9 protein-coding genes and 3 tRNA genes are annotated in these 14,489 nt (G+C 44.6%); 8 read left to right on the forward strand and 4 right to left on the reverse strand.

All coding sequences use genetic code 11. From position 1 onward, the window contains the following. The first annotated feature begins 254 nt into the window (after positions 1 to 254). The 3 genes from smc (at position 255) to KIH41_RS04210 (ending at position 6,878) form a co-directional block, all read left to right on the forward strand. Positions 255 to 3,794, forward strand: coding sequence for a chromosome segregation protein SMC (gene smc, locus KIH41_RS04200; protein WP_214161621.1), 3,540 nt, complete (start codon positions 255 to 257; stop codon positions 3,792 to 3,794). 885 nt (positions 3,795 to 4,679) lie between these two features. Further along, entirely contained in the window at positions 4,680 to 6,233 is a 1,554-nt protein-coding gene (locus KIH41_RS04205; protein ID WP_213946257.1) for a GH3 family domain-containing protein, read from the forward strand. A gap of 36 nt (positions 6,234 to 6,269) precedes the next feature. Next, on the forward strand, positions 6,270 to 6,878 hold the full coding sequence (locus KIH41_RS04210; RefSeq protein ID WP_214161622.1) for a hypothetical protein: 609 nt from the start codon (positions 6,270 to 6,272) through the stop codon (positions 6,876 to 6,878). A gap of 53 nt (positions 6,879 to 6,931) precedes the next feature. Here the strand turns inward: KIH41_RS04210 and KIH41_RS04215 are convergent, their stop codons facing one another. The 3 genes from KIH41_RS04215 to gndA form a co-directional block, all read right to left on the reverse strand. After that, complete coding sequence (locus tag KIH41_RS04215) at positions 6,932 to 7,369, reverse strand: DUF2147 domain-containing protein (protein ID WP_213946259.1); 438 nt, start codon at positions 7,367 to 7,369, stop codon at positions 6,932 to 6,934. Positions 7,370 to 7,442: 73 nt separating this feature from the next. Next, entirely contained in the window at positions 7,443 to 8,789 is a 1,347-nt protein-coding gene (locus KIH41_RS04220; protein WP_214161623.1) for a GntP family permease, read from the reverse strand. Then, positions 8,782 to 10,674 carry an NADP-dependent phosphogluconate dehydrogenase gene (gndA, locus tag KIH41_RS04225; RefSeq protein WP_214161624.1) on the reverse strand — a complete coding sequence of 631 codons (1,893 nt, stop codon included), beginning with the start codon at positions 10,672 to 10,674 and terminating at the stop codon, positions 8,782 to 8,784. The genes KIH41_RS04220 and gndA overlap by 8 nt, the downstream gene beginning before the upstream one ends. A 279-nt stretch (positions 10,675 to 10,953) precedes the next feature. On the opposite strand from gndA, the gene KIH41_RS04230 reads away from it, so the two are divergent. Next, positions 10,954 to 11,027: transfer RNA gene (locus KIH41_RS04230), tRNA-Arg, on the forward strand. A gap of 245 nt (positions 11,028 to 11,272) precedes the next feature. On the opposite strand, the gene KIH41_RS04235 is transcribed toward KIH41_RS04230, so the two are convergent. Further along, entirely contained in the window at positions 11,273 to 12,007 is a 735-nt protein-coding gene (locus tag KIH41_RS04235) for a porin family protein (RefSeq protein WP_213946262.1), read from the reverse strand. A 269-nt stretch (positions 12,008 to 12,276) separates the two neighbouring features. Between KIH41_RS04235 and KIH41_RS04240 the strand changes: the two genes are divergently transcribed. From KIH41_RS04240 to KIH41_RS04255, 4 genes are all read left to right on the forward strand, one after another. Then, positions 12,277 to 12,368 (forward strand) — tRNA-Ser (locus tag KIH41_RS04240). Between the two features lie 7 nt (positions 12,369 to 12,375). Next, positions 12,376 to 12,450, forward strand: a tRNA-Pro gene (locus KIH41_RS04245). A 1,123-nt stretch (positions 12,451 to 13,573) separates the two neighbouring features. Beyond that, positions 13,574 to 13,984, forward strand: a complete 411-nt coding sequence (locus KIH41_RS04250) for a hypothetical protein (RefSeq protein WP_214161625.1) — start codon at positions 13,574 to 13,576, stop codon at positions 13,982 to 13,984. Positions 13,985 to 14,051: 67 nt separating this feature from the next. Further along, positions 14,052 to 14,462 (forward strand): hypothetical protein, encoded by a 411-nt coding sequence (locus KIH41_RS04255; protein ID WP_214161626.1) that lies wholly within the window; start codon positions 14,052 to 14,054, stop codon positions 14,460 to 14,462. Positions 14,463 to 14,489: the final 27 nt, after the last annotated feature.

The following is a 14,489-nucleotide window of genomic DNA, read 5'->3' on the forward strand; positions in this document are numbered from 1 at the left end:
TTTAATGCTCTACTAAGGTAATTAAAATTTTGTTTACGCGCGAAAATAGAGGTCGGAATGGGTCCGTAATTAGATTGCATGGTTGTCATGGTTCTACTTAAAGTCAGTCACGGGCGGGGATGAAGCTTTCTTGAGGACAGGGCTGCTCGGGACAAGTTGTGCACCTTAGTGTCCAATTGAATTCTTCCCTAAACTTGCTAATTGCCTCGAACTGTTTAATTTTGTTTGTTTTTGGAAATTATCATTCGAGTAAGATGCAGCTTACCAAGCTAGAAGTTAAGGGATTTAAGAGTTTTGGGGATAGGATTGTCATCCATTTTGACAAAGGGATCACGGGTATCGTGGGGCCAAACGGATGCGGTAAATCCAATGTGGTGGATGCCATTCGCTGGGTGTTGGGTGAGCAAAAGACCAGGATACTGCGTTCCGACAAAATGGAAAATGTCATCTTCAACGGTACCAAAAACAGGAAGCCCACCAACCTGGCTGAGGTCTCCCTTACGTTTGAAAACACCAAAAACCTCCTGCCCACGGAATACACGCATGTGACGATCACCCGTAGATACTACCGTTCCGGGGAAAGCGAATACCTGCTTAATGGGATTGCCTGCCGTCTGAAAGATATCACCAACCTGTTCATGGACACCGGCATCAACTCCAATAGCTACGCCATCATCGAGCTCAAAATGATCGACGAGCTCCTCAACGACAAAAACAACAGCCGTAGGGATCTTTTTGAAGAAGCTGCAGGGATCTCAAAATTCAAAACCAGAAAAAAAGAAACCCTCAAAAAATTAGAGGATACCGATGCGGATCTTGACCGTGTGGAAGATGTACTTTTTGAGATAGAAAAAAACCTTAAGCAACTGGAAAAGCAGGCCAAACAGACCGAAAAGTATTTTCAGATCAAAAAAGATTACAAGGCAGCCAGCATTGCTTTGGCCAAAAAGAGCGTCAGCAAGCAAACTGAAACTCTTCTTGAATTGAGCGGAAAAATCACCCAGGAGCAGGACCGCAAACTTAGCTACAACACCCAGCTTTCCGAAAGAGAGGCCCAATTGGAGCAGCTGAAAGCTGACCTGATCCACCGAGAGAAACTTTTGGCCAGCCGCCAAAAAGCGCTGAATGAGCAGGTGAACAAAATCAGGCAATTTGAGAGCGATAAGAAAATCAAGAACGAGAGGCTGCGTTTTTTGGAGGACAGGGCCCAGAAACTGCGGGAACAAATAGACCAAGACCGGAAGAGCAACGAAAGGGCTGGTTTTAGTATTCGCTCCCTTCAGCAAGAAATGGAAAGCGCAGAAAAGCAGCTTTTGGAAAAAGAAATGGTGGTGGAAAACCTGAAAGCAACCTATGAGGAGCAGAAGGAAAACCATGCCATGCTTCAGGAAAAGCAAAAAGTGCTAAATAAGGATTTTACCGAAAGAAAGGATACGATCTACCAAGTTTCCAAAGAGCTTGAAATTAAGCAAATCCAGCTATCTACCCTGAAGCAGGAGTTGGAAAAAACCACTTTGGATGACGATTCACAGGAAGCAAATTTGGCCGACTTTGAGGATAAGATATTAATCCTCAAAGAAGATCTTGACCAAAAGTCAGAAGAATTGACCCGTATCAAATCTTCTGAAGCACAACAACTTGCCAAAATTGAAGAAACCACCCACACCATTGACCTGATCAAAGAGGAGGTAACGCAGATCAGTAGGAAGCTGGATGCCAAGCAGAATGAGTTTAACCTTACTAAATCACTGGTAGAAAATCTGGAGGGTTTCCCAGAGGCCATCAAATTTCTCAAGAAAAACAGCAGCTGGGGAAAGGATACTCCCCTACTTTCGGATATTCTGACTACGGATGAAAACTACCGCGTGACGATAGAAAATTACCTTGAGGGGTATATGAACTATTATGTGGTGGATACGGAAGACCAAGCCGTGGCTGCGGTAAACCTGCTCAGTGATTCAGCCAGAGGAAAGGCCAATTTTTTCATTTTGGAGCATTTTGAAAAGTTCAAGCCTTCTATAAATAAGCTTTTCCCAAATGCCATGGCCGCCACTGAGATCATCGAATATGATGTCAAATACGCCAAACTGATCAGCTACATTCTGGACGATGTCTACATCGTAAGGGGTGAATATAGGGATATTCCAAAAGATGAAAGCGCAGTTTTCATTACCGAAAGCGGGAAAGTTACCAAGAGAAAATTCAGCCTCAGCGGTGGTTCGGTAGGACTATTTGAGGGAAAAAGAATTGGTAGGGCCAAAAATCTGGAGAAACTTGAGCGTGATATCAAGGAACTTAACAAAAAAGTGAGCCAAACCAGAGCAGACTTGGACCGCAAAGTAGGTGACCTGATGAAGCTCAAGGAAGTTTCGTATAAAGCCCAAATTGAAACACTCCAGCAGGAAATCAATGAAGTCAACCAGGATTACATATCTGTGCGTACGAAAAAGGAGCAGCTCTTTGAAATGCTCTCCACCAACGCCAACAAGAGGGAAGATATTCTCGAAAGGATAGAAACGCTTAACGAAGAGGTGGCCGATCTTGGACCTAAACTCCAGGCAAGCAAGGCCGGGTTTGAGGACCTGGAATACGAGTTGGCGGAGTTGACCGAAAACCTGCAGATGGAAAGTGAAAACCTCACCGTGCGATCCAATGCCTACAACCAGGAAAACATACAATACCACCAACAACTCAATAAGGTAAACAGCTTGGAGCAGGAGATTACTTTCAAGCAAAATGCTTTTGAGGGAAGTAAGAAGAGGATTGATGTTTCCCAGACCGAGCTAAGTGGAATCGACCAGGAGATCAGGTCCGTTTTGGACAACAATGAGGTCAAGGATGATGAGCTTATTGAACTTTATTCCGAAAAAGAAACCATTGAAAACGGTGTAAATGAAGCGGAAAAGGAGTACTATGCTGCCCGTGGTGATATAGACGCCATCGAGAAGGGCATGCGTGAATTCCAAAAGCAAAAGGAAAACATCGATACCATCATCATGGAATTTCAGCAGGCCCTAAACGAGGTTAAACTCAAAATGAGCAGCATGAAAGAAAGGCTGAGCGTGGAGTTTGAGATTGATCTGGACAAACTGATGGAAGAAAATCCGGAGGTTCATGAGGATTACCTGGACAAGGATGAATCCACCATCCGCGCTGAAGTAAGCAAGGCAAAGGAAAAATTGGACAAGATTGGGCCCATCAACCCAATGGCCATGGAGGCTTACAATGAAATCAAGGAGCGCCATACCTTCATCACAGAGCAAAAAGAGGATCTGATCAAAGCCAAGGAATCGTTGGTTTCCACCATCAAGGAGATTGATATGGTAGCCAGGGAAACGTTTTTGGATGCCTTTGATAAAATAAAGACGAACTTTGTAAAAGTCTTCAGAAGCTTGTTTACCGCAGAAGATGATTGTGATTTGAGACTTACGGACCCGTCCAACCCTTTGGAGTCCACCATAGAAATTATGGCCAAGCCAAAAGGCAAGCGCCCCTTGACAATCAACCAACTTTCAGGCGGGGAGAAAACCCTCACGGCAACTTCTCTCCTATTTGCCATTTATCTGCTCAAGCCGGCCCCTTTCTGTATATTCGATGAGGTGGATGCACCGCTTGATGATGCCAACATTGACAAGTTTAACAATATCATCCAGGCCTTCTCGGAAGAGTCACAGTTCATCATCGTCACCCACAACAAACGCACGATGGCCAGCACGGACATCATCTATGGCATCACCATGATTGAGGCCGGAGTATCGAGAGTGGTACCGGTGGATTTGAGGGAGTTGGTGTAGGAAGAAGGACGAGGTTAGAAGTTAGAAGTTAGAATTTCGGGTCAGTCACGGAATTAAATGATGAATGTTGAATGATGAAGTTTATTCACGTTCCAATGATGCCCCATCCGAAGAGCGAAGCCCCGAGGGAGGGCCACGAGAGTAAAAACGGTTAATATCAGAAATGCCTACAAATCACTCCAAAAAGCGTCTTGACCTGCGGTGTACTCTTTGTACGTGGTACGTGGTACGTTGTACTTGGTACCCATTCTTAAGTACGAAGTACGAAGAATTTTTCACAGTGCAGCCACATTTGAGAAAATAATGAATATCGAATGATGAACGCCGAATAATGAAGTTTATTCACGTTCCACTAATGCCCCATCCGAAGAGCGAAGCTCGAAGGGAGGGCGGCCACGAGAGTAAAAAACGGTTAATCTCAAAAAGGCCTCCAAATCACCCCGAGAAGCGCTCTGCCCTGTGGTGTACTTGGTGCTGGTACCTAGTACTTTGTACCCATTCTGAAGAACAAAGAATTTTTCACAGTGCAGCCACGTTTGATTAATAATGAATATCGAATGATGAACGCCGAATAATGAAGTTTATTCACGTTCCACTTATGTCCCATCCGAAGAGCGAAGCTCGAAGGGAGGGCCACGAGAGTAAAAAACGGTTAATTTCAAAAAAGCCTCCAAATCACCCCAAGAAGCGCCCTGCCCTGCGGTGTACTTGGTACTTGGTACCTAGTACTTTGTACCCATTCTGAAGTACGAAGTACGAGGTGGTTGACAGTGCAGCCACGTTCAACTAATACCCCGCTCCTCTCCCAAAACCTTTGAATGGTCCAATAGTTGCATATAAAGTAGTTACATTTTTTATTTTGACCACTTACCACAATTATTATAAATGACAGTCATTGGAGAAATTATCAAAAGGGCAATCGAGTTTGGGGATAAACTGAACTCGGATCAGAGCCCGAAAGACGCTCAATTGGAAGTATTGGAAAGCCTGTTGGATAAAGCAAAAGACACCTCTTTTGGTCTTTACTATGGTTTTCAGCAGATTTTGGATGAGGATGAGGATATAGACAAGGCATTTGCCAAAAAGGTCCCCTACCACGATTACGACGCCATGTACAACAAATGGTGGTGCAAGCTTATGGACCGGCATGAAAACATCACATGGCCGGGACTCAATGAGTATTTTGCCGTGAGCAGTGGCACCACGAGTGCCAGCAAACATATCCCCGTCACAGACGACATGCTCGATTCCATCCGGAAAACTGGTGTAAAGCAGATTATGACCCTTTCCAAATATGACCTTCCCGGTGATTTTTTTGAAAAACAGATCATGATGTTGGGAAGCTCTACCGATTTGAAGGAAAACAACGGTTTTCTTGAAGGGGAAATCAGCGGTATTAGCGCCAGCAGAATCCCTTTTTGGTTTAAAAACTTTTACAAACCTGGAGAGGAAATAGCCTCAATTGAGGACTGGGACAAGCGCGTGGAAGCCATAGCCAAAAAAGCCAAAGAATGGGATATTGGCAGCATCAGTGGCATTCCTTCTTGGATAGAACTGATGATGAAAAAGGTCATCGAATACCACAAGGTGGATAATATTCACGACATTTGGCCAAACTTGGCTGTTTACACCCCTGGTGGGGTAGCATTCGAACCCCACCGAAAGAGCTTTGAAAAACTGCTCGCGCATCCCCTAATCTACATAGATACTTATTTGGCATCGGAAGGATTTTTGGCTTTCCAAAGCAGGCCGGATTCCAGCTCCATGACTTTGGTACTCGACAACGGGATTTACTTTGAGTTTGTCCCCTTCAAGCCTGAAAACATGACCGAGTCAGGGGCCGTTCATCCGGATGCCCCCTCATTGGCCATTGACCAGGTGGAAGAAGGGGTTGATTATATCCTTGTCATTTCTACTGTTTCGGGAGCCTGGAGGTATATGATTGGAGACACCATTCAGTTTACCGACAAGGAGAAATGTGAAATCATCATTACGGGACGAACCAAGTTCTTCCTGAATGTAGTTGGTTCGCAACTAAGTGTGCACCAAATGGATCAGGCAATTGAGCAGATTCAGGAACAATTTTCCATTGCCATCCCTGAATTCACCGTAGCGGCCGTCAAAAAGGATGGGGAATACATTCACCGCTGGTATCTGGGTGTGGATGGTGATAGTAGTGATGAAAATGTTGTCGCTGAGGAACTGGACAAGATCCTCCAGGAAAATAACAAGAACTACAAAGTGGCGAGAAGCAAATCCCTGAAGGGAGTTGAAACCCGCATTATTCCTGTTGATCTTTTCAACGACTTCAATGAAGTAAAGAAGAAAAAGGGAGGTCAGGTGAAATTTGCCAAAGTCATGAAAGAAGAGGCCTTCGAAGAGTGGGAAAGTTTCGTAAAGGAGAAAAATCCACCTTTGAGCCCAACAAATGAGGTATAGCCCTGTTTTTTAATAATAAACTAACCATTAATGACCATGAAACTGAACACTAAAACGCTGAGTATACTGACAAGTTCACTGCTAATAGCAGGTGTTTCCTGTACTGCTGATCATGCTTACAAAACTTCTATCTCCGGGAAAGAGGAAGTTGTAGTAAAACAGTATGAGGGGACGTTTTTCAAAGAAGTGGACGAAAACAGCATCATCACTGTAAGGTTGCAGGAAGACAGAATCTTTGACGCTGCAAAATTCCAGGAAAGCCTAAATGAAACCGGACAGGAAAGTCGCCAAGTAGCCGTGGAGCAGAATGAGAACGATGATGATGATGAAAATGATGTTCAAGCAGCATCTATGGATAGAAAAAGTGATAAAATGGACGCCAAACTCATTGGGGCTTCCCAAAATCGGACGGCTAACAATCCCTGGATTTCGTTGAATGATAGCATTTCATATAGGATCACCCATTTGTATCATGACAATGAATTGCACTTGAAAGCTTTTTATATCAACCATAAAGACAGCGAATTTCCCAAATCAGGCCGTGTGATCAGCCAAAACCGGGCACAGGAACAAAATCTAATGCCCGCTTGGAACCACATGATGAGCTTGGCCAGGCAATACGGAAACAATGTAACAACCCGATAAATAAAAAAGGCATCCAAAACTGGATGCCTTTTTTATTTAATAACTATTAATTTCTAATCAGCTCTTGTCCATTCCACCGTTCTACCGATAAGAGAAATTCCAACATACCCCCTTACTTCAAGCGTATTGGGGTTTTTCATTTTGATGATACTGGAATAGGTCTTGCCATTTTTTGGATCATAGATAGTCCCCTCTTCCCAGGCATTTCCATCAAATTCAAAATCACGAAGCAACCTCATCCCCATAATGGGCCTATCTCTTTTTGATTTGTCGGAGTTGTTTTTATCCACCTTTGGTTTTCCGTTTTCCTCAGGCTCTTTAAGCCAAACAATCTTGCCATAGTACTTGTCACCCTCCTGGAAAATCTCCACTTTGGCGTCTTTCTCTGTGTTGTACCAAGTGCCCTTGATGTCATCGGCAGACTGGGAAAAAGCATTGTGAGAAATTAGAAAAACAAATACGAAAGCAATCTTTGTTAATACAGTTTTCATAATTTTAGGTTTAATTGATTTTCAAAATAAACTTATTTGATAGTATATGCAAAATTTTGCGGGTGAAATTTTGTTAAGCAAAACTCCAAGCCAAAAGGCTAACCGCAAAACCCACCAGTGAAACGATGGTTGTCATTATACTCCAAGATTTCAAGGTTTGTTTTTCCGTCATGCCGAAATATTTGCTCACCAACCAGAACCCGCTGTCATTCACGTGAGAATATATCGAGGCTCCGGCGGCAATGGCAATAACGGATGCCGCCAATTGAACAGAGTTGATTTCTGATCCTGCCAAAACTGCTGCTGTCATTCCAGCACTTGTGATCATAGCCACCGTACTGGAACCCTGAAGCAGACGAATGGCAGCGGCGGCCAGGTACCCAAAAAAGATGGCGTTCATCCCTTTGGCCATCAGAAAGTCGGCGATCATCAAGCCTGCCTCGGTTTGGGTAAGTATTTCCTTAAACACTCCTCCTGCGCCAGTCACAAGGATAATTAGGCCTGCGGGCTCTAAAGAACGGTTGCTTATATCTAACAGTTCTTTCTTTGTACTGCCTTTTTTCAAACCGAGTATGTACCAGACCAGTAAATTGGCAATTATTAGGGCTGAAAAGGGATGCCCTATAAAACGTAAGGAAGTGATAAGGTTGGGATTGGCAGTCTGAAAATCCATAGGTGCCATTTGGGCCAAGGTGCTCATGAAGATTAAGATCAGCGGCACAGCCAGAAGTAACACAATCAAGGCTACCGAAGGCAGCTTAGATTGCCCTTCTGCATGGGTAATCTCATCGGGAGCTGTAATGTTGATGCGCCTGGCAATAAAATTCCCAAAAAGTGGTCCGGCCATGAATGCGGCAGGAATTCCGGCCACAATCCCTATGACAATCACCCAGCCCATATCCGCACCAAGTATGTTAGCCACAGCCACCGGACCCGGAGTAGGGGGCACAAAGGCATGGGTAATGGCCAGCCCAGCCACCAAGGGTATCCCGTATTTCAAAAGTGATTTCCCCGTTTTCCGCTGCAAGGCATATACCACCGGCATAAGCAGTACCACACCCACATCAAAAAACACGGGAATGCTTACCAAAAAACCTGTAAACATGAGTTTGAAAGAAACCTTGTTTTCTCCCCCGCCCTTCAAAATGGAGGCCGCCAAAGTCTGTATCCCCCCGGAGTTCTCCAAAATGGCCCCAAGCATGGCCCCCAAACCGACTACAATGGCAATAAAACCCAGGGTGCCGGCCATACCATCCTGCACGCTGGCCAGAACATCCAAAGGCCCCATCCCAGCCATCAGTCCCACGCTGATACTTGCGATCAAAAGGGCTAGGAAGGGTTGGATTTTGAAATAAAGAATCAAAAAAATCAAGACGGCAACTCCTACGAGAACTGCCATCAAGAGTCCAAAATCAATCATTTGAAAGCCAATCAGTATGAAAATAATTTCCTCTTTCCTTGTCCTTCCTTTGGTAAGTATGGGCGCCAAAGAAGTCCCGCTGGGCTTGGATCAGATTTGCCGGAGACTCGGAAGTGATGGCGGACAAATAATAATTGAGTGCTGAGGACATCACAGGAACGGCATGACCACTCTCCATGGCCTGGTTGACCACAAAGGCTAAATCACGCTGGCTTTTACCGAATAGCTCCAAGGACTGCTTGGCGGCAAGCAAGTTGTCGTGGTCTTTAAAAACATCCACCAAATCTTCCATCAAGGCAGACCTGATAATGCAGCCATTGGTCCAGATTCTGGCTGTCTCACTAAGATTTATTCCCCAATCCTGCTTATCCGACACCGTTTTGATGAGGTCAAATCCTACGGCATGGTTGATCAAGCTCACCATGGCAAAGGCATTTCTCAGAATTTCAGGCTTTTCGTCAAATACAAAAGCGGGATCCGGTTTGAAGGCTATTTTTTTTGCCAAGTCTTCTCGGGAAGTTTTCCTGGCACTGATGTTTCTGGCCATTACGGCCTCAGCCAAAGGTCCGTATGGCACCCCGTTTTCCAAGGCCACACTCACTGACCAACCACCTGTACCCTTTTGCTCGGCCTGATCCAAAATCTTATCCAAAAGGAATTCTTCATTTTCCTTTTTCTTCAAAATGGAAACTGTGATTTCCAACAGGTAACTGTTCAAACCATATCCTGCCCAATCCTCCAGAATGGCCGCAATCTTTTCAGGTTCCAGCCCCCATCCATGGCGCATGATGCTGTAGATCTCGGCGAGCAATTGCATTTCGGCATATTCTATACTGTTGTGTACCATTTTGACAAAATGCCCAGCTCCCCCAGTTCCCACATGGGTGATGCAGGCCTTTCCATTTTTATCCACAGCGGCAATTTTCTCCAAGTAGGTTTTCAGAAGGTTATAACCTTCTGCTGTCCCGCCGGGCATCAGACTAGGACCCTTTCTCGCACCTTCCTCCCCTCCGGAAATACCCATGGGAAGAAAGTGAAAACCGTCAGCTTTTAATTCTGATGCTCTTCTTTCGCTATCCTTAAAAAATGAATTCCCCCCATCCACAATCACGTCGCCTTTGGAGAGTAAAGGCTTGAGCTGTTCAATTTGCATATCCACCGCATTTCCGGCAGGAATCATTAATAGAATTACCCTAGGCGCTTCCAAAGTATGGACAAAGGATTTCAAATCGTCAAAGGCTTTGAATGGCAGGTCTGGGTTTTCATCGGCAAGGCGCTGCGCGATACCTTCCTCAGAGCCGGCCACATGCCGGTTGTACACACAGACAGTTTCTCCCTTTTCGGTTAAATTGAGGGCTAGGTTGCGCCCCATCACGCCCATTCCGATGATTCCAAACTGTACTTTATTTTGGTGTAATTTATCCATGATTTCCTGTACGATTAGGTGTGGTGAAGAATCAATTTCAATCCTGATCCCGTAGTCAGGCTCTTCTAAAATCTCAAACTGGGAATCCAGCAATTTGGGGTTCATAAAATGTTTCATCCGGGTGACCAAGCGCTTCCGGATAGTATCATAGCTTCCTGCCAGATACACCCAGTTGATTTCCGTTGCTTCCGCAAGGGTTTGCCTGTAATCTTCCTTGAGTGCTGAGCAGGCCAGTACGGCACCCCCATTATTGTCCCACTCCCGGAGGTTGGAGGCAAGTACTTTGAGCCAAGGGATTCTGTCCTGGTCTGTCAAGGGCTCCCCGTTGGACATTTTGGCCACATTGACGGGCGGATGGTAAAGGTCGGCATCGTGAAAGGGCAGGTTTAACTGCTCGGCCAGCAGCTGCCCGACCGTTGTCTTTCCACAACCCGAAACCCCAAAAACTATTATTATCATGATTTAAATTAAGCATTTTTGTGAAGCATTCCCATTCTATATGTAATCCCCTGAGCAGGTAAAAGTTTGGAAGCAAGTATCATTGCAAATAAATCAACTCAAAATGAACCAGTTAAAATAATTTTGATCAAAAACCCCGCCCCGCACTTGCCAAAAAACCTAAATTGCACCATATTTGCACCTGATTCGAAAACGGTCTTGTAGCTCAACTGGATAGAGCATCCCGACCGCCCAAGCGGCCGGGAAGGTTTCAGGTTGAGTTAAATATTTAAAGTGAATGGTCTTGTAGCTCAACTGGATAGAGCAACTGCCTTCTAAGCAGTAGGGTTCAGGTTCGAGTCCTGACAGGATCACGATAGCTCTCCTTTTGGAGAGCTTTTTTTATTTACAAACCGGGTTAAAAGTACCTGCCTTCTAAACAGTAGGTTTCAGGTTCGAGTCCTGACAGGATCACGAAAGCTCTCCTTTTGGAGAGCTTTTTTTATTTACAAACCGGGTTAAAAGTACCTGCCTTCTAAACAGTAGGTTTCAGGTTCGAGTTGGCCGCGGTGAATCACTTTGAGCTTCCAAATTGGGGGCTTTTTCTTTTTCACCATTCTTAATTTAAAGTGTAGATAAGTCCCACCACTCCAAAATTGACAATGGTAAAATTATATACCGTGTCGTTGGAGGCTCCGCCTTCGAGGACCCTGTAGCCTGCCTTCAATTCTAGATTTGGAGCTATAGGCCCTCTTCCCCCGATCAGAAAATCGAATGCCCGACCTTGGGGGGCAGCAAGTCCATCTCCTTCCAGATAAAGACTCCATTTTGGGAGTTTGTACTCGGTATATAGATGAAGCAAAGGCACAAATCCCACATCATCGTTGAAATCGTAAGAACTTTCGTCTTGAAGTCTTACTACCGCATCCCGGATTTTGCCGGTAAAACCTACCCCAACAATCCAGCGGTCATTTCGCACAATATCTCGTCTGTAGGTAAGGCGGTAGCTGTTGAACTGATAGTACCCATCAATATTATTTCCTTGGGGGAAGGTGCTGTTTTCAAAATCAATCGTGGTGGGTGCGGCACCTTCATACCTCAAACCCAAAGGTGCGTAAAGGGCAAAAATATGGTTTCTTTCAGCAAAGGTGAAGCCGAGACGTAATCTCACAGGGATCACTGGCCCCTGTAAATCAAAATCGCGGTTGAAATCAAACAATGTTCCCCCTTCATTGGGAATCCTGATCTCATTGTAACCTTGGATGGCAATGCCGGACTCTACGTCTAGTGACCATTGGGCCAAAAGTGGGGAGGTAACGAAAACAAATAATAGTGCTGCAATAAATCTTTTCATATGGCTTTTTTATATAAAGGCCTTCTCTTCTAGTTTTGTTTTCAATAAAACCAATCCCCCCGCCATCCTTGTCCGGTGTCACGTCTTCCGTCTTCCGTCTCCGGTCTCCAAACTCCTCCCAAATTTTTCGTCTTGTCTCTCAGGAGGTTAAAAATTAATTGATAAAAAAGGCAAGAAACTTCCCATTTAAAGGCTTCTGAAGTTTGTTTCTTTCCGAAATAATGATTTATATTTGCAACGCTTTAAGGGAAAAACGTTTCCCAAAACAGAGAGAGTTGGGTGAGTGGCTTAAACCAGCAGTTTGCTAAACTGTCGTACGGGTCAAACCGTACCGGGGGTTCGAATCCCCCACTCTCTGCCAATAAGTTCGGGGTGTAGCGTAGCCCGGTCATCGCGCCTCGTTTGGGACGAGGAGGTCGCAGGTTCGAATCCTGCCACCCCGACATAGAAGTCCGCTCTTTTGAGCGGGCTTTTTTTGTTTGTAAAGTTTAGCCACGGAGGCGCGAAGGCGCAAAGAAATAATTTAGTAACAATACTGAGCAGGAGGTCGCAGAGCCTGTGCCGCTTTTTTGCGGCATTCGAATCCTGCCACCCCGACATAGAAGTCCGCTCTTTTGAGCGGGCTTTTTTGGTTTAAATCAGGAAGGTTTCTCCCTACGGCGCTAAGAGGGGCGCAGAGAACGCAACGTTTTTTATTTGGTCAAAATCCCCAAGCCTTTGTGAAACCTGCCCGTCTGGAAACTTTTCTCTGACTATTGGTTGAAGGGATTAACGTCCCGAAGGGAATAGCTGCGCTATTTCCCTCCAGGTCTGATTAAGGGATTAAAAGCCGGAAGAACCTTACGTTAATCCATTAATCCTCGGATGGAGAAACCATTCGAAGTTCAACCTATCAACCCTATTGGGGTGTAGCGTAGCCCGGTCACCGCGTCCCGAGCCAAAGGATCGGGAAGGTCGCAGAGCCTGTGCCGCCTTTTTGCGGCATTCGAATCCTGCCACCCCGACATTAAGCCTGCTCGTGTGAGCGGGCTTTTTTTGTTTGTACAGTTTAGCAACGGAGGCGCGAAGGCGCAAAGAAATAATTTAGTAACAATACTGAGCAGGAGGTCGCAGAGCCTGTGCCGCCTTTTTGCGGCATTCGAATCCTGCCACCCCGACATTAAGCCTGCTCTTTTGAGCGGGCTTTTTTTGATTGTAAAGTTTAGCCACGGAGGCGCGAAGGCGCAAAGAAATAATTTAGTAACAATACTGAGCAGGAGGTCGCTGAGCCTGTGCCGCTTGTTCTGCGGCATTCGAATCCTGCCACCCCGACCAAACATTGTAAAACAATAAGTTGCAAAGTTTTTTTTTTCCAGATTGCTTCCTGATTTCCTGAATTACATCACTGATTTTTCCCATATAAATAAGCAGAAAAAATCGGGTGCAAAACCACTTAGTCACATATCAGTCACACACTTGTTTCAGGAATCGGTTTAGATTTTTTAGAAGCCCTACTCTACCCACAGATAGGAACCATCAGCCACACCAGATAAGAGTTCAATCCTTATTTTTTTTCAATAAATTCAAATGAAATACCTACTGCTCTTCCAGCTTTTGGCAGGCTGCAGCACCAAGCCCCATATCACTTATAAATCCTTTGATTTAAGGGATTCTACAGAAGTACTGACACAAATCCCTTCCAGAACCTTAGAGAAGCTTATACGGGCTGAAAACAGGTCAATCAGAACGGGAATCAGACAGGAAAACAGAACCATCAAAACCAGCATAAAGCAATCTGAAAGAACTGTAAGAGCTAACAGAACAGCCAGAAGCATCCACCGGAAAAAAGAGGAAACAAAAGCTGAAGCTTTAGCAAAGAAAGTAACAGCTATACCCAATACGCTTAAATGGGCTTCACTCCTATTAGCTTTACCCTACTTTTTAAATTCAGAACCAACTTTTTTAAACTACTATCCAAATGAATCAGGAAATCTATGATTAAGTATTAACCACAGCAAAGAAGATTAAGAACCCCTGCCAATATGAAGACGTGGTGCAGGACACCATGTTAGCCATACTGGAAAAGGGATTGCAGGACAATCAACTTACCCAAGAGCTTCAGAATTACATAGCTGGAATAATCTACAACACCAACACCAGCATTTTTAACCAAGAAATCAAATATGCTGAGCTAAGCCCTTCTGATTTCGACATTGAAGAAGAAGAAGATTACAGTGAAGAAGAAACCCAATCAGAAAGGCAGTTAAGGCAAATGTACGGCACCATTAAGCAATACATTTTCCAGAACTACTACAGCAAGGGTAAGAATGTGAAGCGGTGGAAAGTCTGGTATTTAAGGCTAAAGGGCTATAGGTATGATTACACCTTCCAGAAGCTAGGAATAACCTATTATACAGCAATTCAGTACAACTACCTATGTAACAATGAGTTAAATAACATTATCTCTTTAATTTAAAATTTACATAAATAACTAACTTCATTT

This window comes from Litoribacter ruber (assembly GCF_018500185.1).
Classification (GTDB): Bacteria; Bacteroidota; Bacteroidia; order Cytophagales; family Cyclobacteriaceae; genus Litoribacter; species Litoribacter ruber.

What these genes read in the sequence shown, in the direction of transcription:
- smc (WP_214161621.1), top strand. Translation starts at nt 255, where the DNA reads ATGCAGCTTACCAAGCTAGAAGTTAAGGGATTTAAGAGTTTTGGGGAT.
- KIH41_RS04205 (WP_213946257.1), top strand. Translation starts at nt 4,680, where the DNA reads ATGACAGTCATTGGAGAAATTATCAAAAGGGCAATCGAGTTTGGGGAT.
- KIH41_RS04210 (WP_214161622.1), top strand. Translation starts at nt 6,270, where the DNA reads ATGAAACTGAACACTAAAACGCTGAGTATACTGACAAGTTCACTGCTA.
- KIH41_RS04215 (WP_213946259.1), bottom strand. Translation starts at nt 7,369, where the DNA reads ATGAAAACTGTATTAACAAAGATTGCTTTCGTATTTGTTTTTCTAATT.
- KIH41_RS04220 (WP_214161623.1), bottom strand. Translation starts at nt 8,789, where the DNA reads ATGATTGATTTTGGACTCTTGATGGCAGTTCTCGTAGGAGTTGCCGTC.
- gndA (WP_214161624.1), bottom strand. Translation starts at nt 10,674, where the DNA reads ATGATAATAATAGTTTTTGGGGTTTCGGGTTGTGGAAAGACAACGGTC.
- KIH41_RS04235 (WP_213946262.1), bottom strand. Translation starts at nt 12,007, where the DNA reads ATGAAAAGATTTATTGCAGCACTATTATTTGTTTTCGTTACCTCCCCA.
- KIH41_RS04250 (WP_214161625.1), top strand. Translation starts at nt 13,574, where the DNA reads ATGAAATACCTACTGCTCTTCCAGCTTTTGGCAGGCTGCAGCACCAAG.
- KIH41_RS04255 (WP_214161626.1), top strand. Translation starts at nt 14,052, where the DNA reads ATGTTAGCCATACTGGAAAAGGGATTGCAGGACAATCAACTTACCCAA.